The sequence below is a fragment of the Hymenobacter artigasi genome (assembly GCF_012275535.1).
GTDB lineage: Bacteria > Bacteroidota > Bacteroidia > Cytophagales > Hymenobacteraceae > Hymenobacter > Hymenobacter artigasi.
On the sequence record NZ_JAAVTK010000011.1, the window covers coordinates 103,129 to 128,226 of the forward strand.

The 25,098-nt window shown below is 63.2% G+C and carries 19 protein-coding genes; 9 read left to right on the forward strand and 10 right to left on the reverse strand.

Annotated elements, in window-relative coordinates:
* Positions 1–18 precede the first annotated feature (18 nt).
* The gene (locus tag HBN54_RS16915) at positions 19–1,053 is read right to left on the reverse strand and encodes a YncE family protein (protein ID WP_317170240.1); all 1,035 of its coding nucleotides are present in this window, start codon (positions 1,051–1,053) and stop codon (positions 19–21) included.
* Between the two features lie 168 nt (positions 1,054–1,221).
* Between HBN54_RS16915 and gloA2 the strand changes: the two genes are divergently transcribed.
* The 4 genes from gloA2 (at position 1,222) to HBN54_RS16935 (ending at position 5,338) form a co-directional block, all read left to right on the forward strand.
* Positions 1,222–1,611, forward strand: coding sequence for an SMU1112c/YaeR family gloxylase I-like metalloprotein (gene gloA2 / locus HBN54_RS16920; protein WP_168674407.1), 390 nt, complete (start codon positions 1,222–1,224; stop codon positions 1,609–1,611).
* 92 nt (positions 1,612–1,703) lie between these two features.
* Complete coding sequence (locus tag HBN54_RS16925; RefSeq protein ID WP_168674408.1) at positions 1,704–3,068, forward strand: alpha-amylase family glycosyl hydrolase; 1,365 nt, start codon at positions 1,704–1,706, stop codon at positions 3,066–3,068.
* Between the two features lie 30 nt (positions 3,069–3,098).
* Positions 3,099–4,064 (forward strand): aldo/keto reductase, encoded by a 966-nt coding sequence (locus HBN54_RS16930; protein WP_168674409.1) that lies wholly within the window; start codon positions 3,099–3,101, stop codon positions 4,062–4,064.
* 245 nt (positions 4,065–4,309) lie between these two features.
* On the forward strand, positions 4,310–5,338 hold the full coding sequence (locus HBN54_RS16935; protein ID WP_168674410.1) for an NADP-dependent oxidoreductase: 1,029 nt from the start codon (positions 4,310–4,312) through the stop codon (positions 5,336–5,338).
* Positions 5,339–5,444: 106 nt separating this feature from the next.
* Here the strand turns inward: HBN54_RS16935 and HBN54_RS16940 are convergent, their stop codons facing one another.
* Complete coding sequence (locus HBN54_RS16940) at positions 5,445–9,692, reverse strand: beta strand repeat-containing protein (protein ID WP_168674411.1); 4,248 nt, start codon at positions 9,690–9,692, stop codon at positions 5,445–5,447.
* Between the two features lie 331 nt (positions 9,693–10,023).
* On the reverse strand, positions 10,024–11,046 hold the full coding sequence (locus HBN54_RS16945) for a transglutaminase-like domain-containing protein (protein WP_317170241.1): 1,023 nt from the start codon (positions 11,044–11,046) through the stop codon (positions 10,024–10,026).
* 312 nt (positions 11,047–11,358) lie between these two features.
* On the opposite strand from HBN54_RS16945, the gene HBN54_RS16950 reads away from it, so the two are divergent.
* The 3 genes from HBN54_RS16950 to HBN54_RS16960 all read left to right on the forward strand — a co-directional run bounded on the left by HBN54_RS16950 (position 11,359) and on the right by HBN54_RS16960 (position 13,691).
* Positions 11,359–12,075, forward strand: coding sequence for a DUF421 domain-containing protein (locus HBN54_RS16950; RefSeq protein ID WP_168674412.1), 717 nt, complete (start codon positions 11,359–11,361; stop codon positions 12,073–12,075).
* Between the two features lie 170 nt (positions 12,076–12,245).
* Positions 12,246–13,106: a helix-turn-helix domain-containing protein gene (locus HBN54_RS16955; protein ID WP_168674413.1), complete on the forward strand. Its 861-nt coding sequence runs from the start codon at positions 12,246–12,248 to the stop codon at positions 13,104–13,106.
* Positions 13,107–13,271: 165 nt separating this feature from the next.
* Entirely contained in the window at positions 13,272–13,691 is a 420-nt protein-coding gene (locus tag HBN54_RS16960) for a DUF983 domain-containing protein (RefSeq protein ID WP_235955572.1), read from the forward strand.
* 107 nt (positions 13,692–13,798) lie between these two features.
* On the opposite strand, the gene HBN54_RS16965 is transcribed toward HBN54_RS16960, so the two are convergent.
* The 5 genes from HBN54_RS16965 to HBN54_RS16985 form a co-directional block, all read right to left on the reverse strand.
* Positions 13,799–15,781: a M1 family metallopeptidase gene (locus HBN54_RS16965; RefSeq protein ID WP_168674414.1), complete on the reverse strand. Its 1,983-nt coding sequence runs from the start codon at positions 15,779–15,781 to the stop codon at positions 13,799–13,801.
* 177 nt (positions 15,782–15,958) lie between these two features.
* The gene (locus tag HBN54_RS16970; protein WP_168674415.1) at positions 15,959–16,318 is read right to left on the reverse strand and encodes a hypothetical protein; all 360 of its coding nucleotides are present in this window, start codon (positions 16,316–16,318) and stop codon (positions 15,959–15,961) included.
* A gap of 70 nt (positions 16,319–16,388) precedes the next feature.
* Complete coding sequence (locus HBN54_RS16975; RefSeq protein WP_168674416.1) at positions 16,389–17,567, reverse strand: serine hydrolase domain-containing protein; 1,179 nt, start codon at positions 17,565–17,567, stop codon at positions 16,389–16,391.
* Between the two features lie 87 nt (positions 17,568–17,654).
* Positions 17,655–18,236, reverse strand: coding sequence for a hypothetical protein (locus tag HBN54_RS16980; protein WP_210428093.1), 582 nt, complete (start codon positions 18,234–18,236; stop codon positions 17,655–17,657).
* Between the two features lie 8 nt (positions 18,237–18,244).
* Positions 18,245–18,439: a hypothetical protein gene (locus HBN54_RS16985; RefSeq protein ID WP_168674418.1), complete on the reverse strand. Its 195-nt coding sequence runs from the start codon at positions 18,437–18,439 to the stop codon at positions 18,245–18,247.
* Positions 18,440–18,536: 97 nt separating this feature from the next.
* Here HBN54_RS16985 and HBN54_RS16990 point away from each other — a divergent pair, with 97 nt between their 5' ends.
* Positions 18,537–19,991 (forward strand): ATP-binding protein, encoded by a 1,455-nt coding sequence (locus HBN54_RS16990; RefSeq protein ID WP_168674419.1) that lies wholly within the window; start codon positions 18,537–18,539, stop codon positions 19,989–19,991.
* 104 nt (positions 19,992–20,095) lie between these two features.
* The gene (gene serA / locus HBN54_RS16995; RefSeq protein ID WP_168674420.1) at positions 20,096–21,997 is read left to right on the forward strand and encodes a phosphoglycerate dehydrogenase; all 1,902 of its coding nucleotides are present in this window, start codon (positions 20,096–20,098) and stop codon (positions 21,995–21,997) included.
* A 93-nt stretch (positions 21,998–22,090) separates the two neighbouring features.
* Here serA and HBN54_RS17000 read toward each other — a convergent pair whose 3' ends face one another.
* Both HBN54_RS17000 and HBN54_RS17005 read right to left on the reverse strand, forming a co-directional pair.
* Entirely contained in the window at positions 22,091–23,950 is a 1,860-nt protein-coding gene (locus HBN54_RS17000; protein WP_168674421.1) for a T9SS type A sorting domain-containing protein, read from the reverse strand.
* A 422-nt stretch (positions 23,951–24,372) separates the two neighbouring features.
* Positions 24,373–25,059, reverse strand: a complete 687-nt coding sequence (locus HBN54_RS17005) for a GNAT family N-acetyltransferase (RefSeq protein ID WP_168674422.1) — start codon at positions 25,057–25,059, stop codon at positions 24,373–24,375.
* Positions 25,060–25,098: the final 39 nt, after the last annotated feature.

The window sequence follows — 25,098 nt, forward strand, 5'->3', positions numbered from 1 at the left end:
AATCCCATATTCCTCATCTTACCGGCCAAACTCCAGCACCCGGAACGTGCCGGGTACAATGCTGGGCCGGGGGCGCGGGTTCTCGGTGGTGGGGGCCGGCGTGGAGCCGTAATCGGCCGTCACGGTATAGATGTGGCCGGTTTTCGGGTCGATGCTCATGGTGCGGGCCCCGCGCGCGGTGGGCACGCTGCCCACTACCGCGTACTTGCCGGGCGCATCCTCGTGCAGGACCGTGAAGGTGCCCGAGCCGTTGGAGGTGATGATGTTGCGGGTGGCGGGGTCGAAGCCCGCGCCGTCGGTGCCCTTGGCGGTGGGCAGCACGGCGATTTGCTTGCCGGTTTTGCTGTCCGTTACCACCAGCTTCTCGTTGGCACAGCCGCTGAAGAGGCGGTTGGTTTTGGCGTCGTAGGCCAGGCCGGTGGGCTCTTCGCCGGGGGCCAGCGGGTAGTGGTGGCGCACGGCCAGGGTTTTGGCGTCGAAGGCCACGATTTCGCTTTTGTTCTCGATGTTGACGAAGATGGTGCCGTGGCCGTCGCTCACACCTTCTTCCACGTCGCCGCCCAGCTCGGCGGTGCCCACGATGGCTCCGGTTTTGGCGTCGAGCACGGTGCTTTTGCCGCCATCGTTGCTGAAAATGAATATCCGCTTCGAGTAGGCATCATACAGCAGCGCATCGGGCTTGGGACCGGTGGGAATGGGCGCGCCGATGGGCTTCAGGGTCTTCACATCGAACACCACGCAGGTGTTGTTGCGGCCGCAGGTAATGTAGCCGCGATTGGTGCCCGGCACCACCTCAATGCCATGCACGCCGGGCGTATCCATAATGGTGCCGATGAGCTTGCGGGTCTTCAAGTCGACCACCTCCACCCGCGTGCCATGCGACACGTAGAGGCGCTCGCCGGCGGGGTCCACTTTGAGATAGTCCCAGCCGCCCTCGCCACCAATGCTGATGGTATTGAGCAGATGGTAGGGCGCGGCGGGGGCGGTTTGGGCGTGGGCGGCGGGGCCGAAAAAGGCCAAGGCCAGGGGCGCGGCCAGCAACAGGTTTTTCACGGGGGAAGGGCTTAGAATGAAACCGATGCCGCGAAGGTCGCCGCCGATTCTGTAGCTGGGCTGAAGTGCGTGGCCGCAACCGTAGTTCAACGGTCGGACCGAGTTAGGTGAGCGCCTCAACCCGCCGCAATTGCAGATATTACCGGCCCCATCAACCCAACTTTGCCCATGCTGCCCCTGCTTGGCCTGCACCACGTCGCCGTTATCTGTTCCGATTACGCGGCCTCGAAACGCTTCTACACCGAAATTCTCGGGCTCGAAATCGTGGCCGAAACCTACCGGGCGGCGCGCGACTCGCACAAGCTGGATTTAGCCATCGGCGGTCAGTATGTGCTGGAGTTGTTTTCCTTCCCCGCCCCGCCGCCCCGCCCCAGCTACCCCGAAGCCGCCGGCCTGCGCCACCTCGCCTTCGCCGTGCCCGACGTGGCCGCCGCCATCCGCCACCTGGCGGCGCACGGGGTGCCCTGCGAGCCGGTGCGCGTGGATGAGCTCACCGGCCGCCGGTTTACGTTTTTTTCGGACCCCGACGGCCTGCCGCTGGAGTTTTACGAGGGCTAGCTTCGACTCGTCGCGGCGCGTTTCCACCCAGTTCAGCATAACCGTGGCCGCTGGGGGCGCGTAGCGGAACATTCCACCGCTTCTCGTCTCCAATGCCCGACCACCCGCTTGCCGCCCGCTTCACGGTGGCCCACCCCGAATGGGCGGCCCACGCCACCATCTACGAAGTCAACGTTCGCAATTTCACGCCCGAAGGCACTTTTCGGTCCTTTGAAACCCACCTGCCGCGCCTGCAAAAAATGGGCATCGGCATTGTGTGGCTGATGCCGGTGCACCCCATCGGCGAGGTCGGACGCAAGGGCGCGCTGGGCTCGCCATATGCCGTGCGCGACTACTTCGCTGTGAGCCCGGAGTTTGGCACGCTCGACGACCTGCGCCACCTGGTACAGACGGCCCACGCGCTGGGAATGAAGGTGCTACTCGACTGGGTGGCCAACCACACCAGCCGCGACAATGCCCTCATCAGCACGCATCCCGACTGGTACCAGCACGACGCCGCCGGCCAGCTGGTGCCGCCCGTGCCCGACTGGACCGACGTGGTAGCCCTCGACTACACCAACCGCGCCATGCGCCGCTACATGACCGAGGCCCTGGCCTGGTGGATTCGGGAAACCGACATCGACGGCTACCGCTGCGATGTGGCCGGCCTGGTACCCACCGATTTCTGGGACGAGGCCCGGCCCGTGCTCGATGCCATCAAGCCCGTATTCATGCTGGCTGAGTGGGACGAGCTCTACCCCTCGGGCGGGCTGAGCTGGGAGGAATTCGACTCCGATACGCGGCTGCTCGAAAAAGCCTTTGACATGACTTTCGGACTGCGACTGCACTACCTGCTCGACCGCATTGCCGAGGGCCACGCCACCCTGGCCGAAATTGATACGTACCTGGCCGCCGAGCGCGAGAAATATCCGCCCAGGGTGTACCTCATGCACTTCACCAGCAACCACGACGTGAACAGCTGGGACGGCACCGAGTACGAGCGCCTGGGGCCGCTGGCGCAGCCCTTCGCCGTGCTCACCGCCCTGCTGCCGGGCATGCCCATGCTGTATTCGGGCCAGGAAGCAGGCCTGAACCGCCGGCTGGAGTTCTTCGACCGCGATACCATCGAGTGGGGAGATTTCCCGCTCCAGGACTTCTACACGCGCCTGTTTCAGCTCAGGAAAACCCATGCGGCCCTGGCCAACGGCGACCCCACCAGCCAGCTCCGCCGCCTGCCCGGCCCAGCCGATACTTACGCCTTCACCCGCTCCAAAGCCGGCGCGGCCGTGCTCTGCGCTGTGAACATTGCCGCCGAGGCCCGGGCGGTGCCCGCCGTGGCCGGCCAGTGGCGGGATTTATTCAGCCATGAAGCCATGATGCTGAGCCCCGGCCAGCCGCTTGTAGTGCCGGCGCACGGGTGGCGGGTGTTGGTGGCTGAGCCCGCTGCCAGCCAACCTTCGCCGTTGATTATCGGTTAGCAAAGCTCGTCTTTCACAATAATATCTCCTATGCAAACCCGTGAACTCGGCCGCTCCGGCCTCCAAATTTCGCCCCTCATGCTGGGCAGCAACGTCTTCGGCTGGACTATTGACGAGGCCACTTCCTTCGCCGTGCTCGATGCTTTCGTGGCCAACGGCGGCAATGCCATCGACACGGCCGACGCTTATTCCGTGTGGGTGCCCGGCCACGTCGGCGGCGAGTCCGAAACCATCATCGGCAAGTGGCTGCGGCAGCGCGGCCGGCGCGATGATGTCATCATCGCCACCAAAGTGGGCTGGGAGGTGAATGCCGACAACAAAGGCCTGAAGAAGGACTACATCCTGCGCGCCGTGGAAGGCTCGCTCCAGCGCCTGCAAACCGATTACATCGACCTGTACCAGTCGCACAAGGACGACCCGACCACACCCGTGGAGGAAACCCTCGAAGCCTACGCCCAGCTGGTGAAGGAGGGCAAGGTGCGCGTTATCGGCGCATCCAACTTCACCGCCGCCCGCCTGCAGGAATCGCTGGACGCGAGTGCCAAACACGGCTTCCCGCGCTACGAGACGTTGCAAAACCTCTACAACCTGTACGACCGGGCCGATTTCGAGCAGAATCTGGCCCCGCTCCTACTGCAGGAAAACATCGGCGCGATTCCTTACTACGGCCTTGCCGCCGGCTTCCTCACCGGCAAGTACCGCGACCAGGCCGACCTGCAAAAGAGCCAGCGCGGGGCCGGCGTGGGCCAGAAATATCTCAACGACAAGGGCCTGGCCCTGCTCACCGCCCTCGATGCCGTGGCCGACCGCCAACAGGCCACCCTCGCCCAGGTGGCGCTGGCCTGGCTGATGCAGGCCCCGGCCGTGACGGCGCCCATCGCCAGCGCCACCAGCGTGGGCCAGGTCACGGAGCTGCTCGAAGCCACCGAGCTGCGCCTCACGGCCGAAGATTTGGAAACGCTGGAAACGGCGCAGGCGGTGCCGGCAGCAAAGTAGGTTGACATAAGCGCCTGTTGTACGGCTCAATAGAACGTCATGCCGAGCGCAGCCGAGGCATCTCGCGGGTGGTAGTAATCCAATCGATTGGGTTTACTATTGCACGCGAGATGCCTCGGCTGCGCTCGGCATGACGTTCTTTTTTGTTCTCCCTAATTCCATTTCCTAACCTAGGTTAAGCCCTGACCGGCCCAACTTGCACCCCTCCTACCCCCATACCCTCCCACCCTCATACCCTGGAAAACATGCCCCTCTCCAACACCCGCGTCAAACTCGCCTCGCGCCCCGTGGGGCTGCCGCAGCCGGCCAATTTCGATATTGAAACCATCGATGTGCCCGCGCTGGAAGACGTCCAGGTACTGGTCAAAATCAGCTTTATTTCCCTCGACCCCGCCATGCGCGGCTGGATGAACGAGGGCCGCAGCTACATCAAGCCCATTGCTATTGGCGACGTGTTTCGGGCCGGCGTGGCCGGGCAGGTAGCCGAGTCGAAGAACCCCGCCTTCGCGGTGGGCGACTACGTGACCGGCAATCTCGGGGTGCAGCAGTACGCCGTGGTGGGAGCCGGGGCCACCGACCCGCGCAGCCCCGACTACCTCGTGAAAGTTGACCCCGGCATAGTGCCCCTCGAAGCCTATCTGGCCACCCTCGGCATGCCGGGTATGACGGCCTACTTCGGCCTGCTCGACACCGGCCAGCCCAAGGCGGGCGAAACCGTGGTGGTATCCGGCGCGGCCGGGGCCGTGGGCAGCGTGGTGGGCCAGATTGCCAGGCTCAAAGGCTGCCGCGTAGTCGGCATTGCCGGTGACCAGGAAAAGTGCGACTACTGCGTGCAGACGCTCGGCTTCGATGCCTGCATCAACTACAAAACCGACAACGTGCGCCAGGCCCTGCGCGCCGCCGCCCCGCAAGGAATCGACGTGTATTTCGACAACGTGGGGGGCGAAATTCTGGACCTCGTGCTGGAGCAAATCCGGCTGAAGGCGCGCATCATCATCTGCGGGGCCATCTCGCAATACAACAGCACCACCGGCGTACGTGGCCCCGCCAACTACCTCTCGCTGCTGATGAACCGCGCCCGCATGGAAGGCATTGTGGTGTTCGACAACGCCGCCAACTACGGCCTCGCCGCCCGCGAAATGGCCGGCTGGATTAAAGAAGGAAAGCTGCACTCGCCCAAAATCCAGGTTGAGCACGGCGTCGAAAATTTCCTCCCGGCGCTGCTGAAGCTGTTCTCGGGCGAGAATTTCGGCAAGCTGGTACTGGTGCCGTAGGGGCGTTAGGCTAAAAGCCTGAGCGTCATGCGCACGTATTTAATAAACGCCAAAAAGCCCCGTCAGCAGCTGCTGACGGGGCTTTTTGGCGTTTGGTAACTCCGAACTACTCGCGCACGAAGCGGCGCGTAGCCGTGCCGTCGGCCGAGGTAGCGCGCAGCAGATACACTCCGCTGGGCAGGGCGCTCAGGTCGATGGGCTGCTGAGCGGCCGCGGTGGCGGGCAGCACGGCGCGGTACACCACCTGCCCTACGGCGTTAAGCACCGTGAGCTGCGTCGGCTGGTGGGTGCCGCTCAGCTCGATGGTCAGTTTGCCGTCGGGCGTGGGGTTGGGGTACACTTGCAGCGCAGCGGCGGCCAGTTGCCGGGCCGTGGCCGTGACCACGAGCGCAACCGACGGCAGCGAGGTGCAGCCCTGCGCCGAGGTGGTGGTAACGGTATAGGAACCCAGCTGGGCCGTCGAATTCACCACATAGGTAAGGCCGGTGGCTCCGGCAATGGCCACGCCATTGAAGTAGAACTGGTTGCCGGTGGCCGCGCTGCTGGTGAGCGTGGTGGTGGGGCCGTTGTACTGAGCCGTGAGCGTTGGGCGCGTGGGCAGCGGGTTGATGGTCAGCGTGGCCGTGGACGTGGCCCCGCCACAGGCTCCGGCGCTGCTCACCGTGTTGGTCACGGTGTAGGTGCCGGGCGTGCTGGCCGCCAGGTTGATGGCCCCCGTGCCGGCATTCAGGCTCAGGCCGGTAGTAGCGGAGAACGTGCCGGCGCTGGCCCCGGTGGCAAGCGCCGGAGTAGCAGTGCCAGTGGCGCACAGCGAGGCGCTGGCGTAGCTAAAGGCCGCCGAGGCCGGGGCCGAAATCGTGATGGTGGCCGTGCTGCTGCTGGGGCAGCTGCCACCCACGCTGTACGTCACGATGTAGGTACCGGGCGTGGAGCTGGCCGGGTCAATGGTGCCCGTGCCGGCGTTCAGGCTCAGGCCGGCCGTCGAAGCAAAGGTGCCGCCCGTGGTGCCCGCGATGCTGGGCGTGGCGGTAGCGCTGCTAAGGCAATAGCCGGTGGCTGCGTAGCTAAACGTGGCCGAGGTAGCCGGGTTCACCGTCACGGCCGTGGCGGGCGAGGTGGCGGCGCAGCCGCTGCCGCTGGAGACAACCACGGCGTAGCTGCCGGCCGCGCTGGCCGAATACGTAGCCGTAGTGGCCCCGGCAATGGGCTGGCCATTGAGCAGGAACTGATACGTAGCCCCGGCCCCGCCGCCGCCAGCCGTGAGCAGCACCGCGCTGCCCTGGCAGATGGCCGTTGGGCCGCCGGCTACAAGTGTAGCCACCGGCGCGGCGCTGATGGTAATCGGGGCCGTAGCCGTGGTGGCCGCGCACGAGCCCGACGCCGGAATGGTGTTGGTGACGGTGTAGGTGCCCGCTTGGCTGGCCGCCAGATTCACCACGCCGGAAGCCGGGTTCAGGCTCAGGCCGGTGGTGGAGGAGAACGTACCGGCACTGGCTCCGCCGCTAAATACCGGGGCTACGTTGCCCTGCGCCGCCGCGCAGTAGCTGGTGACGGGGTAGCTGAATGCCGCCGCCGGGGCCGTGGTGATGGTGACCGCAGTGGTGGCCACCGCCGTGCAGGTGCTGCCCACGGTGTAGGTTACGGTGTAGGTGCCGGCCGTGCTGGAAGCGGGGTCAATTGCCCCGGTGGTCGTGTTCAGGCTCAGGCCGGCGGGGGCCGCAAACGTGCCGCCCGAGGTACCCGCAAGCGTGGGCGAGGCGCTGCCGCCGCTAGCGCAGAACGTGGACGAGGCGTAGGCAAATGCCGCGCTCGGGGCCGCGTTGATGGTGATGCTGGCCGTGGCCGTGCCCGGGCAGGGGCTGCCCGCCGAGTAGCTCACGGTGTAGGTGCCGGGCGCGCTGGCAGCCAGATTAATCGCGCCGGTGGCGGCGTTCAGGCTCAGGCCGGTGGTCGAAGCGTACGTACCGCCGGCGATGGAAACCGTCGGGCCGGGGTTGTTGCCGCCGTTCTGGCAGTAGCTCGTGGCGCCGTAGGCCAGCGTGGGCGTGGCCACGGGGTTCACCGTGAGGGTGGTGCCGGCCGAGGTGGCCGTGCAGTTGCCGGGATTGGTGATGACCACGCTGTAGGAGCCGCCCTGCGTGGCCGCATAAGTGGCCGAAACAGCCCCGGCAATAGCCTGGCCGTTCAGCAGAAATTGATACGTAGCCCCGGTACCGCCGCCGTTAGCCGTCAGCGTCACGCTATTGCCCTGGCAGAAGGTGGTGGAGCCGCTCACAGCCAATGCCGCCGCCGGCACCGCGCTGATGCTCACCTGCGTAGTAGCCGAGGCCGCCTGGCAGGCACCATTGGCAGATACGGTGTTGGTCACGGTGTAGGTACCGGGCTGGCTGGCCGCCAGGTTGATGGCCCCGGTGCTGGCGTTCAGGCTCAGGCCCGTGGGCAAAGCTGTGAAGGCACCCGCCGCCGCGCCGGCCACGAGCGTGGCCGTGGGGTTGGCTCCGCTGGCGCAGTAGGCCGCGCTGGCGTAGTTGAAGCCGGCCGCGCCGGGCGTGGCCACCGTTACCTGCTGGGTGCTGGTGCTGGGGCAGGGCCCGCCCACGCTGTAGGTCACGGCATAGGTGCCGGCCGTGCTGGCGGCCAGGTTAAGCTGGCCGGTGGCGGCGTTTATAGTCAATCCGCTGGGAGCAGTAAACGTGCCCCCGGCGTTGCCGCTGATGGTAGGCGTAGGGTTGGCGCTGCTCTGGCAGTACGACGACGCGTTGTAAGTGAAGGCGGCCGAAGTGGCCGGATTCACCGTCACGGCCACGGTGCTGGTGTTCGAGCAGCCGTTGCTGGAGGCGGTGAGGGTATAGGTAGTGGTGATGGCCGCGCCGGTCGCGTTGGTGAGCGAAACCGTGGTTTGGGCGGCGCTGGCATTGGCCAGGCCGGTGGCGGGGCTCCAGCTATAGGTGTAGCCGGCCACGGCCGCCGAGCCGCCCAAGGGGGCCGAGCCGCCCGAGCAGAACGTCTGGGCCGTGCCGGCATTCACCGTTACCACCGGGTTCACCGTCACACGCACCGTGGAGCTGCCCACGCAGCCATTGGCCGAAACGGCCGTGAGGGTGTACACCGTAACGCGCGGGGCGGTGCCGGTGTTGGTGCCCGTGAGGGTGGGCTGCGCCGACGAGGGGCTGCTCAGGCCCGTGCTGGGCGACCAGCTGTAAGTAAGGCCGGCCACCGGCGCGGTGCCCAATTGGGCATTCTGCCCCGAGCACAACACCCGGTCGGGGCCGGCGCTGGGGGCGGGCAGCGGCTCCACGGTAATGGTCACGGTGGCCGTGGCCGAGCAGGTGCCATTGTCGCCGGTGAGGGTGTAGGTAGTCGTGACGGCAGGCGAGGCGATGGGGTTGGCCACGCGGGGGTTGTTGAGGCCGGTGCTGGGGCTCCAAGTGTAGTTCTGTGCACCCGAGGCCGTGAGCGTGGTTGAGCTACCGGCGCAGATGGTCTGGCTCGGCGACACGGTGAGCGACGGCGTGGCACGCACCGTCACCGTGGTTTGAGAGGTGCTGGCGCAGCCGGCGGCGTTGGTTACCGTTACGGTGTAAATGGTCGAGGCCGTGGGCGTGGCCGTGGGGCTGGCCACGGTGGTGCTGCTCAGGCCGGCGGCCGGGCTCCACGAGTAGCTGGCACCACCGCTGGCATTCAGCGTAACGGACTGGCCGGCGCAGATGGCCACGGCCTGCGGCGTTACGCTGGCGTTGGGCAGTGCGTTCACGGTCACGCTCACCGATGAGGTGGCCGAGCAGCCGTTGGCGCTGGCCGTCACGGTGTAGGTGCCCGAGCGGTTCACGGCCACGTTCGAGAGCGTGGGATTCTGCAGCAGCGAGGTGAAGCCGGACGGGCCGGTCCAGGAGTAGCTGGCCCCCGGCACGGTCGTAGCCGTGAGCAGCAGGTTGCCGCCCACGCACAAGGGCGAGTTGCTGCCCGCCGTCACGGTGCCAATGTTGGTGATGGTGAGGTCCTGGCCATTGTCCGGGCCGATGGTGGCCGGGCTGGAGGCCACTACCCGCACGCGGTAGCCCGAGCCCGTGACCACGCCCACCGGCAGCGCACCGTTGATGGTGCCGCCCGCCGTGCCCGACAGCGACCCAATAGCGACCGGCGCGGCAAAAGAGCCCGTTTCGTCCGAAAGCTGGGCCGTGAACACATTAGTCGGGTCGAGGCTGCCACTCACCGTGTAGCTCACGCGCACCACGGCACTCTGGCAGAAGTTCGGCCCGTTCAGCACCGAAGTAGTGATGGTAGCCGCCTGGCCCGCGCGGGCCCCGATGATGCTGACCAGCAGCAGCAAGTAAAATAGTAAACGGTTTTTCATGGAGAATGATGTAAGAAAATGGACAGAACGATGGCGCAATGGCCGGCTAGTTAGCACCCCTACATGAGGGCCGCATGATAAGCCCGTCAAACCGCCGGTCCCGCCTTCGATGCCCCGCCGCCACGAAAGTTTAAGCCGGCATTAACCTTCTTAACTCATTCATTTTCCGCTCATTTCCCCTTCATCTTCCCCGGCCCTATTTTCCCCCAACGCAACAGCCCACCGATGCTCAGGGAGCGCCGACGGGCTGTATTATTCTTATCGCGCAGGGGTCAGGCAGCCTGATTATTATGCACAGCCCGACAGTCATACTTTTCAGTACCAATGCCGGCTACTGCGCCGTGATATCCGAAAACTCGTATTTCCGGGCCACTTCCAGCGGCTGGCCGTCGGCTTCGGCGTAGGGGTACACGAAGTAGTTGAGGGGCGGGCCGGCCTGCCGGGGCGTCAGCTGCACATCGCGGCCCCGGGTGAACTCGACGCGGTTTTCGTCGTGGGCCCCGAAGAAGTAGGCGCGCTTGTCGGGGTTTTTGGCGGCTTCGGAGGCATCGACGGGCACCCAGCCGGTTTCTGGCGTGAAGAACTCGGCCCAGCAGTGGTAGCCTTTGATTTCGCCGTGGCCCCGCTCGGCCGGCAGCGGCAGCCCAATGCTGAAGCGCGCCGGAATACCCAGGCTGCGGCAGTAGCCGATGACGATGGCGTGGAAATCGGTGCAGTTGCCGTGCCGGGCGTCGCAGGCGTAGTAGATGTCGCCGCGCCCCCAGCCCTGGCCGGTTTTGTCGTAGGTCACGGTGCTCACCACGTGCTCGTAGATGGCGCGGGCTTTTTCGAGCGGCGTTTTGGCTCCGGCTTTGGCCACCACTTCTTCGGCCTGCTGATGGATGGTGGGGTCGAGGGGTACGAGGCGGTCGGGGGCGAGCCAGCGGGCCAGGTTGGGGTCGGTTTTTTCTTTGGCTACTTTGGCCGTGGGGGCGTTGGCGCGCAGGTTGAGGTGCTCGCGGCGCGTAATCTGGGCGGTGAGCTTCACCACCAGCGGGGCCGTGGGCACGGTGGCGGCGCGCAGGTGCAGCATCTGGGTACCATATTCGCCCTGCTCGATTTTATATGGCACCGGCGACTCAATTTTGAGGTCGCGCACGTCCTGCGAGGCATCGGTGTGGGGCACGGGCAGCCACAAATCCAGGGTTTTGGTGCCGGCCGGGGGCACGGGCACGGTGGCGGTGCTGGTGAGCACGAAGGTGCGGGAGCGAGGCTCGGCCACCTTATGGCCATCGGCACCCAGGCCCGGCAGGTGCGCGGCCGCACCCAGCAGCCCCGCCCAGATGGCGGGGGAAATCAACAACGAAACGTTCACGGCAACAAGGCAACAGGTCGCTGCTGGCGGGCGTCGGCCAAGCTGGAAGCCGGTTTCTCGTTACTGGCTACTGGTTACCGGGTTTTAATTCGTGGGCAGTCGACAACGAATTAAAACCCCGCAACGAGGAGCGCGAAACCAGAAACCTACTCTCGGCGGCCACCGCTGCGTGCGATGCCCGCCGACGCGACGCTTACATAAGCACCCGCCAGTCGGGGCCGACCAGACCCCAGCAGTAAGGCAAAGGTACGGCGCGGCCAACCACGGGCCGGACCGTGCGTACCAGCACGGTTTCATGTCTTCTGCGTTTCCATGCTCTTCCTCGCCAAATCCATCACGCCTTTCGACTGGCAGCGCATCCTCTGGACGGCCGACGCGCCGCCTACTTTCCTGTTTGAAGTCGTGTTTCGGTGTGTGGTGACGTACCTGCTGCTGCTGGCCACGCTCCGCGTGACGGGCCGGCGCGGCGTGCGGCAGCTGTCCATCTTCGAGCTGAGCATTATTCTGGCGCTGGGCTCGGCGGCGGGCGACACCATGTTTTACCACGACACGCCGCTGCTGCCCGTCATCATCGTGTTTGCGGTAGTTAGTGCCCTGTACTGGCTATTCAATCGCCTCACCGAGTGGTTCCCGGTCTTCGGCGACTGGCTGGAGGGCAAGCCCGTGCTGCTCATCGAAGAAGGCCGCATCAACATGAAAAACCTCGACAGCCTGAACCTGACGCAGAAGGAATTATTCGGCGAGCTGCGCCAGCAGCAGGTGGAGCACCTCGGCCAGGTACGCCGCGCCTACATGGAAGCGACCGGCAACCTCAGCGCCTATTTCTTCGCTCCCGATGAGGCCGCGCCCGGCCTGCCCATCTGGCCCGAGCTGCTGGCCCAATCGCAGCACCGCGTGGCAGCGGCCGGCGCGCACGCCTGCGGCAAGTGCGGCCACGTACAGGAGCTGGCGCGGGGCCAGGCCGCCACCTGCCCGGTGTGCCAGGGCGCGGAGTGGGTGCCGGTGTGCACGGCCAAAAGGGAGGCGTGAGGTTAAGCAGCCCGTTGAAGCGGGCCTGCCGGTCAGACCGCCCCAGGCGGTCTGACCGGTTTTTGTGAGAACGACTATCGGTGGTGCTTCAACCGGTCAGACCACCTGGGGCGGTCGGACCGGAGCAGACGTATACGGTTCCTCATTTAGGCCCGCGCTACCTTCGCGCCATGAAGCCCACCGCCCCGCCGGTTCTTGCGCTGGCCTCTTTTCCGGGGCCGCTGGCCCGCACTCCCTACTACTGCGACCGGCTGGAAAGCCACGTCGTCCGGTTTCCGCACGTGAACGCGCCGCATGGGCACGACTTCTACCTGCTGCTCTACATCACCGAAGGTACCGGCACGCACACCGTCGATTTGGTGACGTATGAGCTGCGGCCGGGCAGCTTGTTTTTTCTGGCTCCGGGGCAGGTGCATCACTGGCACCCGGGGCCGGATGCGCGCGGCTTCGTGGTGTTTTTCAGCGCCGACTTCTACCTGTTTCGCTACCCCGGCAGCGGGCTCTACGACTTTCCGTTTTTCGACAGCGCGCACCCGCCGGTGCTGTATTTGCCGCCCGCCGAAACCGAAATTCGCCCGCTCATCGAGCACCTCTTTGCAGAGTTTACCGTTCCGCAGCCCAACCAGGCGGAGGTTTTCCGCGCCTACCTGCACCTGTGCCTGGAGCTGGCGGCGCGCCACTACGCCGCCCCGGCCCCGGCCGAAGCGGGCCTGGCCCAGCAGCAAATCCGGCAGTTTGGGGCACTGCTCAACCAGCACTACCGCAGCCTGCGCGGCGTGCGCGACTATGCGGCGCTGCTCCACGTATCGGCCAACCACCTCAACGCCCAGTGCCGCCGGGTGCTCAACAAAACGGCCAGCGACCTCATTCACGAGCGCATCATCACCGAGGCACGGCGGCTGCTGAGCCACTCGGCGCTGGGCGTGGCGCAGGTGGCCTACGAGCTGGGTTTCGAGGATGCGTCGTACTTCGGACGCTACTTTCGTAAGTACACCGGCCGCACGCCCGAGGCGTTTCGGCAGCAGCGTTGATTTGTCCGGTAAGTGCCCGCAAACGGGCTGCAAAGGCGGGCGCCGCACCGGGTAATTTTGGGGCACCAACGCGGCAAGTGCCGCGCCGGCCGCCTGCGCATGGGCGCGGGCCGCATTTTCCCGTATAGCTCAGCTACTGTTATGCACCCCTCCCCCACTCCGGTTATGGCCGACCCTACTACTGATACCTACGAACTCGTTGACTCCACCGCCCTGGCGCTGGCCCAGCTGCGCTGCCCACGCTGCCACCAGGGCAAGCTGTTCACCTACTCGGCCCTGAACCTCAGCAAATTTGCCCAGATGCCCGCGCAATGCCCCGTGTGCAGCCAGACGTTCGAGCCCGAACCCGGTTTCTACTTCGGCTCGATGTACATCACCTTTGGCTTCAACGTGGCCACTACACTGGTGCTGGGCGTGCTCATCTATTACCTGATGGACAATCCCGATACCTGGGTGTATGTGAGCATCGTTACGGCCGTCACGGTGCTGCTTACGCCGGTTATTTTGCGCTATTCACGGGCGCTGATGCTGTATTTGTTTGGTGGCACCCGCTACAATCCCAAGCTGGCCCGGCGGGGTGAATAGTCGAGAGTTAAAAGTTAAAGGTTAAGAGTTAAGAGTTTACAAAAAGCCCGCCTGAATCGTCAGGCGGGCTTTTTGTAAACTCTTAACTCTTAACCTTTAACTCTTAACTATTTCAACACCTGCGCCCGCCACACGTTATTGCCGGGGTTGGCATCGGGCAGCAGCTTGGTGGGGTTGAGCTTCACCAGCGTGAGGGGCGTGGTGGAGTTGTAGCGGAAGGTCCAGGTGCCGCTGCGCTGCCATACTTCCACGGGCAGGCGCACGCGGGTGGTTTTGCCGCTGGTTTCGGTCACGTCGGCAATGACGGGCATGGCGGCCTGGCCCTTGTTTTCGATGGTGATGAGGGCACCCTGGGCGGGGTCCTGGTTCACGTAGGCCACGGTGGTCACGGCCTGGTCGAGGGTCCAGTTGTTGTACACCCACTCGCGCCAGAACCAGGTCAAATCCTCACCGCTGGCGTCGTTCATCGTCCGAAAAAAGTCCTTCGGCTGCGGGTGCTTAAAGGCCCAGCGCTTGATGTAGGTGCGGAAAGCATAGTCGAACCGCTCCGGCCCCAGAATCTCGGCGCGCAGCAGAAACAAGCCGTAACCCATCTTGCTGTAGGCCGCGTAGCCGAGGTAGTTGGAGGGCGTCACGTCGGGCACGGTGTAGGGCGGCACGGTGGCCGGGTCCATGATGTAGCGGATGTTGCCCTGCACCAGCCGGGCAGTGTCGTTCACCTGCTTGGCGTATTCGCCGTTATTGAAGTTGTTGCTCGACAGGATGTTGATGAAGGTATTGAACCCCTCGTCCATCCACGGGTACTTGCGCTCGTTCGAGCCCACAATCATCGGGAACCAGTTGTGGCCGAATTCGTGGTCCGTTACGCCCCACAGGCTGGCTTTGCGGGCCTTCGCGCCGCAGAACACGATGCCCGGATACTCCATGCCGCCCACCACGCCGGCCACGTTGGTGGCCACCGGGTACGTGTATTCGTACCACTGCTTCGAGTTATATTCGATGCTCTTCTTCACATACTCCGTCGAGCGGTTCCAGGCCGTATCCTGGGCCGACTCCACTGGGTAGAGCGACTGCGCCAGCGACTTGCGGCCGCTGGGCAGGTTCATCTTCGCCGCATCCCACACGAAAGAAGCCGAGGCCGCCCAGGCCACGTCGCGCGCCCGCTGGCACTTGAAGTGCCAGGTGAGGCGGCCATTTTTGCCACCGGGCCGCGAGCCGGCCTGCGTCACCTCATCGGCCGAGCGCACCAGCACCGTCTGGTCCGAGCCGGCGGCTTTGGCCAAGCGGTTTTGCTGGGCCGAAGTCAGGACTTCGGCCGGGTTCACCAGCTCGCCCGAGCCGCCCACGAGGTAGTTGGCGGGCACGTTGAGGGTGTAGTCGAAGTTGCCGTATTCGAGGTAAAACTCGGCCGTGAGGTAGGGCAGCGTGTTCCAGCCTTCCACGTCGTCGTACACGGCCATGCGCGGGTACCACTGCGCCACTTCGAATATTTCGCCGTTTTTGGTTTGCAGGCGGCCCAGCCGGTCGGAGCCGTATTCGGGGATGCTGAAGCCGTAGGCGATGTCGATTTTCAGCTTGTCGCCGTTGGGCTTCAGGGCCTCGGGCAGCATGATTTGCATGCGCGTATCGGTTACGCGGTAGTTGGCTTTCAGCTTCTTGCCGTGCAGTTCGATGTTCACGGTTTGCAGCGAGTCGCCGCCCCGGAAGCCGCGCGAGTTATTGCCGAAGCGTCCGCCGCCCACCGGCGTAATGGCCGCCCCGCGCGAGTCTTCGCGGTATAGGTTCTGGTCGACCTGCAGCCACACGAAGGCCAGCGCATCGGGCGAGTTGTTGGTGTAGGTGATGGTGGCGGTGGCCGTTACGCGGGCCGTTTTTTCGTCGAGACGGGCGTCGATTTTGTAGTCGGCCGCGTTCTGCCAATACACCGCCCCCGGCTGGCCGCCGGCCGTGCGCGTGGGCGTGCTCAACTGCTCAATAAAACTTGGGTTGAACAGCGTGCGCGAGTCGTAAGCCGGGCCGGTATTGATGGTTTGGGCCAGCACCGGGCCGGCCGTGAGCAGCGCCGCGCCCAGCAGGAATTGTAGTTTCATGTGAAGTATCAGGAGGAAAAGCGAAAATGAATCGCACAAAAGAACGTCATGCCGAGCAGAGCCCAGGCATCTCGCGTGGGGTAGTAATCAACTTCGCAGGGCGATTGGATTAGTGGTGGCACGCGATATGCCTCGGCTCCGCTCGGCATAACATTGTTTATGAGCACTTCCCCGCCCTTATAGCCGCTGCCGCACCAGTTCCATCAGCCCGTTCAAATCCGCCGCGTCCATCTCCGGCGCTTCGATGAAGGGCGTGAGCGCGCCTCCTTCGCCCACGGCGAAAGCGGCCGGCAGCGGGTGCCGCGCCCACTGCGGATAGTCGCGCACGAACTCGTCGCGGTGCAGAAAATCCACCGGCACGGGCAACGCCTTGATAAACGCGCGCCACTCCGGCTGCATCGAAGTCGCGCCGTAGGTAACCGCGCACAGCGAGCACTGGTAAGTGCTGGGCGAAAGGACTTTATGAAATAGGTCCTTGAGGCCGGCCAGGTGGCTGCCATCGGCATTGTACACGAAAACGAGGCGTTGGGGCAGCACAGTGAAGCGGAAAAGTGAAAATACTACGTGACAAATGGCAAGGTAAAGCCGCCGGCCGGCTATCGGGTACCTATTTCTCCGTGTCCTGATATGGCACATAGTTTTCCCACTGCCAGGGCGTGGCCCGGTCGCCGAGCAGCCGCTCCAGCAGGGCCTTGAAGATTGAATCGGCGTTGGAGCTGTTGCCTAGCAATAGCAGCCCCACCTTGCGGTCGCCGAATACGACGCTGTGATTTTCCCAGCCGTCGTCGTGGCCTTCCTTAAAATAGGCGTGACCGTAGGGCGACTCAAACGTGCCCCAGCCCAGCCCGTAGCCCAGCCGAATGGCCCGGTTGCTGTCCGGCGCGACCACCACGGCCAGCGGTCCAAACTGCGCCTTGAACGGAATGCGGACCTGCGTGCGCGTCATTTCGTGCTTGGTGGCCGGCGTGAGGCCCCAGCCCTGCATCACGGCGGCCATGAAGGCGGCGTAGTCGGCGGGGGTGGTTTCCAGCGAACCAGCGGCCTGGGGCTTGATGCGCTTGCGTTTTTCCAGCGGCTGGCTCTGCTCATCATAGCCCAATGCGTAGTTGGCTTCGAACGCGGGCTGCCACACGTAACTGGTGTGGGTCATTTTCAAGGGCCCGAATACGCGCGCCTCGCTGAGCTGCGTCAGGGTTTGCTGCGTGATGGTTTCCACCACCAGCTGCAGCAGCTGCAGGGCCTCGCCCGAGTAGCTGTAGCGTGCGCCGGGCTCGAACTGGAAGCGCAGCTTTTTATCGGGGGCCAGCCAGCGCCAGTTGGGCAGGCCTGTGGTGTGCGTGAGGGCCATTCGTGCGGTGAGGCGCGGCCAGCGAGCATCGCCGGCAAGGTCGCGGTAGGGCTCGTACTCGGGCAACGGCTTGGGCAGGTATTCGGCCAGCGGCTTATCGAGGTCGAGGCGCTTTTCCTGCACCAGCTGCATCACCAGATACGCGAATACGGCCTTGCTGAGCGAGGCCCCGTACATAGCCGTTTGGGGTTCCAGGGGCGCTTTGGTTTCCAGGTTGCGGTAGCCGTAGGTATGCAGGTAGCGCACTTGGTTATCCTCCAGCAAAGCCACCGCCAGCCCCGGCACTCGGGCCGAATCCATGAGCTGCTGCACGGTGCGGTCAATGTCGGCCGGGCGCAGGGTGCGCCCGTCGAGGGTGTGGAAAACGGAGGCTTTCTGGGCTAGGGCGGGCGCGGCGGCCAGCAGCGCGAGGAGCAGCAGTGACAGGAAAGTCTTCATGGCTAATGAATTTCCAGTTTAGCGTAGGTGAATATACTGCCCGGGTTGTGAGTTGATGACTTCCCTTCACCCTCGTTGCAGCGCACCTTATCGGCCAAATAATTGCAGCAGAATTTCCTTGCGATAGGGATTGGCGGCTGGGCTAGCAGTTGCCAGATACTCCCCATTATCGTCTTCCAGAAAAAAATAAGGAGTGTACCCTTTCACCGAAACTTCCGATACGTGGGCCGTAGAATCCAGCATGACCCACAGCATGGGATAACGGCCCGCCCACGCCACTGGCCGCGAATAGGTGAAAGTGGTATTGCGGTCGTGAGCCCGGAAGTCGCCGATGTCGCAGACATGCACGGCGGTGTCGGCAGTGGCGCGTCGCAACAAGGCCACAATGTCCATCGTGTCGCTCACCTCAACATTGACCACCCCTTCTCTGCTGGCGATACCTTGGCAGGTTTCCATACTGTGCGTACCGCTGCCCTTGTACGAGTACACGTAGAGCGGCCGCCCCAACACGGCCATTACCTGGGCGGCATTCATTCCGCACCGCACCCGCTCAATATTCGCTGCCGTAACATCGACGGGCACATCGCGCCTAACCAAAAATAATGAGCCGATGCTGGCTAGCAGCAGCCCGAAAAAGAGCAACAGCACGCCGCTTAAGATATACGTCACCCATTTTGTCAGGAGTTGTAACCGCATTGCTCAAGCTCAAAATAATTATTCAACCACCAAAATGGCCGGTAATATACCGTTTTACAACTCAGCGCCAGATACGCCGCCTTCGTCAGCGGGCTGAACGTGACACGCACCGCCGGCAGCCCAGCAACTAGCAGTTTCAGCAGCAGCGCGAGCAGCAACGGCAGCAGGAGTTTCATAAAAACTTGGAAGTGGAATGCCGCGCCAAGGTATTGCCGGGCGCATCTTTGCGTGTACACCCGTTTTCGCTGCTCTTCATCTAGTTCTATCGCTGCCATGACTGCCTACGACCTGACGGAAATACTGCGCAACCTGTTGTCCCTGCCTGCCGAGTCGGAGCTAGTCGAATTTAAAGAAGCCAAAACCACTTTCGATTCCGACAAGCTCGGAGAGTATTTCAGCGCCCTGAGCAACGAGGCCAATTTGAAAAGCGCACAGGAAGCCTGGCTGGTTTTTGGCGTAAATAATCCCCAGGAAGTAGTTGGCACGGCCTTCCGTGCCGACCCCGTAAAACTGCAAAGCCTCACAAAAGAAATAGCCGACCATTGCACCAACCGACTCACTTTCCGGGGCATTCATGAACTCACGCACGAAGGCAAGCGCGTTATTCTGTTCGAGATTCCGCCGGCCACAGCAGGGTATCCCACTGCTTGGAAAGGTCACCACTACGGCCGCGATGGTGAAAGCTTAGGGCCACTAAATACCGACGAGCGGCACCGAATTGAAGGCCGATTTCAGCAGCAGCTCGGTTTTGAGCGCGGCATTGCCTACGCCAACGCCAGCATTTCGCACATCCTAGAACTGCTCGACTGGCAGAAGTATTTTGCGCTATGTGAATTCCCCGAACCGACCGATGCCCAGGAAATAGTGGTGCGGCTGGCAAGTATTAAAGCTGTAGTGAGGGCCGATGGGCAATTGCACATCACCAATTTAGGAGCGGTACTATTTGCGCGCGATTTGCGCCTTTTTGAGCATTTGGCTTATAAATCTATCCGCATCATACTCTATGAAGGAACCGGGCAAACGGGCGCCAAGATGGAACAGACAGGCCAGTTGGGTTACGCCATAGGATTCAATCGGGCGGCCAACTGGTTGAATGACCGGCTGCCTAGCCAAGAAGAAATTGGCCGGGCACTTCGCACCACGGTTCCAACCTACCCCATCAAAGCCGTGCGCGAATTGATGGCAAACGCGCTGATTCACCAAGACTTTACTGTAAGTGGTTCAACTTTGATGGTAGAGGTATTCATCAACCGCATTGAAATCACCAATCCTGGCACTCCGCTAATCAACGTATTGGAGTTTCTGAACCACATTCCCGTTAGCCGGAACGAAGCCATTGCAGCCACAATGCAATCATTCAACTTCTGCGAACGACAAGGCAGTGGCATCGACCGCGTTGTGGAAGAATGCGAAAAGCATCAGCTTCCCGCTCCTGACTTTATTCGCGGCGACAATTACACCCAAGCCATTCTCTATGCTCCTCGACCGTTGCGGGAGATGGACCGCCGCCACAAAATCAGGGCGTGCTACCAACACGCCTGCCTGAAACACGCCAACGGCCAACAAATGACCAACCAATCGTTCCGCGAGCGCATGGGCATTGCCGAAAAAAACTACTCCATTGCTTCCCGCATCATCGCCGAAACAATAGAAGAAGGCTTAATCCGGCCCTACGACCCAGAGAACAAATCCAAAAAACACGCTAAATACATTCCTGTTTTTCATTAAATCTTATGTGACTGTCATGTGATTTGCATCAATAAAAACCGGCTTTTTATTGGTGCAAACACACTTTTTTTATGTGACTGTCATGTGATTTTGCCTTTTATAACGTGCCCGCTTCCCCCGCCCCCCTGCCCTACCTCGTGTTCGATTTTGACAGCACCTTCACTCAGGTTGAAGGGCTGGACGAACTGGCCGATATTGCCCTGGCCGGCCGCCCCGACGCGGCCGAGCGGGTGGCCCAAATCCGCGCCCTCACCGACCAGGGCATGGCCGGCGAAATCGGCTTTCAGGAGTCGCTGGCGCGGCGGCTGGCGCTGCTGGGGGCCAATGAGCGCCACCTCGCGCCGCTGGTGGCCCGCCTCAAAACCAAGGTGAGCGAGAGCATCCGGCGCAACGGCGACTTCTTCCGGCGCTTCGCCGACCGGATTTACGTGGTGAGCAGTGGCTTCCGTGAGTTCATCGAGCCGGTGGTGGCCGAGTTCGGCATTACGCCCGGCCACGTGCTGGCCAACACCTTCACGTTTGATGCCGAGGGCAACATCACCGGCTGCGACCCGGCCAACGTGCTGAGCCGCGACGGCGGCAAAATCCGCCAGCTGGTGCTGCTCGATTTGGACGGGCCCGTGTACGTGCTCGGCGACGGCTACACCGACTACCAAATCCGCGAAGCGGGGTTAGCCCACCGCTTCTATGCTTACACCGAGAACGTTAGCCGCCCTACCGTGGTGGCCCAGGCCGACGAAGTGCTGCCCACGTTCGATGAGTTTTTGTACCAACTAAGACTTCCCATGACTTTATCATACCCCAAAAACCGCATCAAGGTGCTCCTGCTGGAGAATCCGGATGCCCGCGCCGCCGAGCTTTTCCGCCAGGAAGGCTACCAGGTGGAGGAGGTGAAAGGCGGCCTCGACGAGGACGAGCTCATTGCCCGCATCGAGGGCGTGAGCCTGCTCGGCATCCGCTCGAAAACGCAGGTAACCCAGCGCGTGCTCGACGCCGCCAACCGGCTTATCGGCATCGGCGCGTTCTGCATCGGCACCAACCAGATTGACCTCACCGGGGCCATGAAAAAGGGCGTGGCCGTGTTCAATGCGCCATTTTCGAATACCCGCTCGGTGGTCGAGCTCACCCTGGCCGAGCTGATTGTGCTGGCCCGCCGCATCCCCGAGAAGAACCCCAAAATGCACCGGGGCGAGTGGGACAAGTCGGCCAGCGGCTCATTTGAAATTCGGGGCAAAACCCTCGGCATCGTGGGGTACGGCAACATCGGCTCGCAGCTTTCGGTAGTGGCCGAGGCTGTGGGCCTGAAGGTGCTGTACTACGACATGGCCGAAAAGCTCCAGCTCGGCAACGCCGTGAAGGCCCGCACGCTGGAAGAACTATTGGCCCAATCCGACGTGGTGACGCTGCACATTGACGGCCGCCCGGAGAACGAGAATTTCTTCGGCGAGAAGGAATTTGCCCAGATGAAGCCGGGTGCCCTGTTCATCAACAACGCCCGTGGCCACGTGGTAGATGTGCCGGCCCTGGCGGCGGTGCTGCGCAGCGGCCACCTCGGCGGCGCGGCCGTGGATGTATTTCCGCACGAGCCCAAAACGAACAACGAAAGCTTCGAAAGCGAGCTGCGCGGGCTCACCAACGTGCTGCTCACGCCGCACATCGGCGGTAGCACGGCCGAGGCCCAGCGCAACATTGCCGAGTTTGTGCCCGAGCGGCTGATGCAGTACATCAACACGGGCAACACGCAGCAGTCGGTCAATTTCCCCAATATTCAGCTGCCCACGCAGCAGGCCCACCGCCTCATCCACATTCACGCCAACGTGCCCGGCGTGCTGGCCAACATCAACAACGTGCTGGCGGCCCACCAGGTCAACATCCTGGGCCAGTACCTGAAAACCAACGAGCACATCGGCTACGTGATTACCGACATAAACCGCGAATACGACCACGACGTGATTCAGGCCCTGCGTGCCGTGGAGCATACCATCAAGTTCCGGGTGCTGTACTAGCAACTGCTTTCATTCCGACATTCGCTTAAACAAAAACGGCCCCGGCACTCCTTGCGGAGGCCGGGGCCGTTTTTCTTCGAATAATACCGCTGCTTATTGGCGGGTTACTTTGCGGGTGATGCTGCCGCCGGCCGTGGTGAGGCGCAGCACATAGACACCGGCGGGCAGTTCGGGCAGGCCAGCCAGGGCCTGGGGAGTAGCACTGATTACCAGCTTGGTGGCAAACACGGGGCGGCCGGCCAGCGTGAAGAGCGTGGCAGTTGCGGCCTGGGGCTCGAAGGTGCCGGGCAGGGCCACCAAAAGCTGGCTGGTGAAGGGATTAGGGTAGGCTTCGGCCGTGGCTGGGGCGGTAGCAGCGGCCGGAGCGGCGGTGCGGGTCAGCGTTACGACCGGCGAGTAGTTCAGGGTGCCATCGAGGTCCACCTGGCGCAGGCGGTAGTAGCGGCGGCTGGCCGTCTGGGCAGCGGCCGAAGCATCGAGGTACTCGTAGCTGCGGGCCGTGGTGCTGTTGCCAGCGGCGGCCAGTTCGGCCACGGCGGCGAAAGTGGTGCCATCGGCCGAGGCTTCTACCACGAAGCTGGCGCTTTTTAATTCCTGAGCGGTGGTCCAGCTCAGGCGGTTGCCGGCGCTGGTGGCCTGGCCACCAAAGGCGCTGAGCACCACCGGCAGCGGGGCCGAGATAGTGGGCGCAACAGCCGAAGCAGACTGCTCGTAGCGAAACAAAGTACCGCTGCCGTTGCCGATGAAGAGGTCGAGCAGGCCGTTGCCGTCGATATCCGTCACGGCCGGGGCGGCGTAGCCACCGCTGTTGCTGGGGTTGGTACCCGTGTTGCTCATGTTGATAATCGTAGCGGCCGTACCGGCGGTGCTCAGGTTCTGCACGAAGGTGAAAGTGGCGGAGTTGATAGTGGTCTGGGTGTAGAGCTGCACGTTGCCGGCCACGTTGCCCACCAGCATGTCGAGCTTGCCGTCGCCGTCGTAGTCGGTCACCAGCGGCTTGCTCACATCGCCGGCGTCGAGGTCGGTGGTGCCGTTGGCCAGCTTCACGTTGCCCAGCACGTTGAAGCCCGCCGTGGTCGTAGCCGTGGCCGTGGCCTGCTCGTAGCGGTGGATAACGCCGTCGTTGCCACCTACCAGAATATCAATCAGGCCATTGCCGTTGATGTCGGCCACGGCGGGGCGGGCGTAGGAGCCAAAGTTGGCCGTGCCCGAAGGGGTAACGCCGTAGGGGTTGGCAAACAGGACCGTACCAGCGTTGAATTTGAAGGCGTTGGCCCCGGTGCGCGCAACCTGCTCGTATATCATCACCTTGCCGGTTTCTTCGCCCACAATGATTTCCTGCAAGCCGTCGCCGTCCAGGTCGCTCACCGTTGGCTTGGCGTAGAGGCCAACGTCGATGTTGCCGCCGGCATTGAGGGTGAGAACCGTACCCGTGGTGGGGAAGGAAGTGTTGGCCGTGGCCTGCTCGAAATACAAAAGCGTGCCATTGCCCTGGCCCACAATCATCTCTATCAGGCCGTTGTTGTTGAGGTCGGCAGCGGTCGGCGTCGAGTAGTTGCCCACGGCGGGGACGCTGGTGGTGCTGGTGCTAAGCTGGGCGTAGTTCTTGTTGGAGGACGCGCGAACAACGCCCAGTTTGTAGGAGCTGATGGCCGTGCCGCCGGCCGTGGTGAGGCGGATGCGCCCGGTGCCCGCCCCGGCCGGCACAATAAAGGAGAGCGTGCTGGCCGGAACCGCGCCGGCCGTGGCCCGCACCAGCTGGCCGTTCAGAATAACCGAAGTAAAGCCGGTCAGGGCCGTGCCCGTAACGGTGACCGTAGCGCCGGGAGCCGCCGTGGCCGGCGAGAAGCTGACGATGGAAGGAGCCTGCGCCAGCGCGGCGGCGGGCAGCAACAGCCCCAGTGCAGCCTGGCGAAGCAAACGAGCAAAGGCGGAAGTAGCGGGAGTGTACATATCGTTGATAAGAGGAGTAGCGAGCGGAAGCGGCCAGGCCAATGGTGGCCGTTTTGATGATACAAAGTTGGCCAGCGGCCCCAGGCGCTATTTTTCCGTTCGTCTAAACCCGTCACTTCCTCGGTTAGCGAGGCCAATTTCCCAGCGAATGATTTCCGGCCTTGCGCCGGCGGCGCCAGGCTGAGCCGTTTATTCACCTAACCCTCATATTTCCGGCCTGTTGGGCCATATCCTCACCCGAAGCGCACGGCTCCGGCATCAGCCCAGCCCCCGATGCTGACCAGGTTGCGTACCTGCCCGCCGCGCCGCTTCTTTACCGCTTGCGTCGCGCACCGACCCCACAACCATCCCTTTAGGCACTTACTGCGCATTACCAGAGCCGTTTTCTGGTTGGTGTGCCGGCATGGGCCCGTAAGGCTACGCTACGCCGGATTTTTCCGGATGATGTAAAAGCTCATCTCCCGGCGAGTCACAAACCCCAGGTGATGGTATAGCTTGATAGCCCGAACATTATCGGATTTCACGTGCAGGAACGGGATACCCGCGGCCGCCACAATGCGCTGTGCCTGACGCAGAATGAGCTGGCCGGCATAGCCCCGGCCCAGGTGGCCCGGATGGGTGCACACGGCGCTGATTTCGGCATACGGCTCCGGATGCATGCGCTGCCCGGCCATGGCCACCAGCTCAGGCCCTTCAAAAATGCCTTCGTAGTGCCCAAACGCAAGGGTATTGGGCAAAAACGGGCCGGGCCTGGTTTGTTTGGTGAGGGCCAGCATGGCGGGCACGTGCGCTGGCCCCAGCTGCACGGGCGGCGGACCCAGCAAAACGGCCGCTGCCGGTTGCTCCTGCACCATTTGCCCTACCTGTAGGTACTGCATCACCTGCCATTGGGTCGGAATAGCCATTGGCACCGGGCTCACCACGCCCAGCACGCGCTCGGCGGGCACCAGCGCGTGCAGCAGTCCAAAAGCCTCCGGCGTGAAAGCGTCGAACCCGACAAAAGGCGACACGTCCTCCGCAAAGTATTTCACCGATGCCGGGCCCTGGGCCAGGGCACTATTGCCCGAAATCAGCGCGTTCCAGACGGGGTTATCGAGTACGTGGACCATGGCGGTTCTGCGTTTTTGCGCGGGCCCAAAAGTACGGTT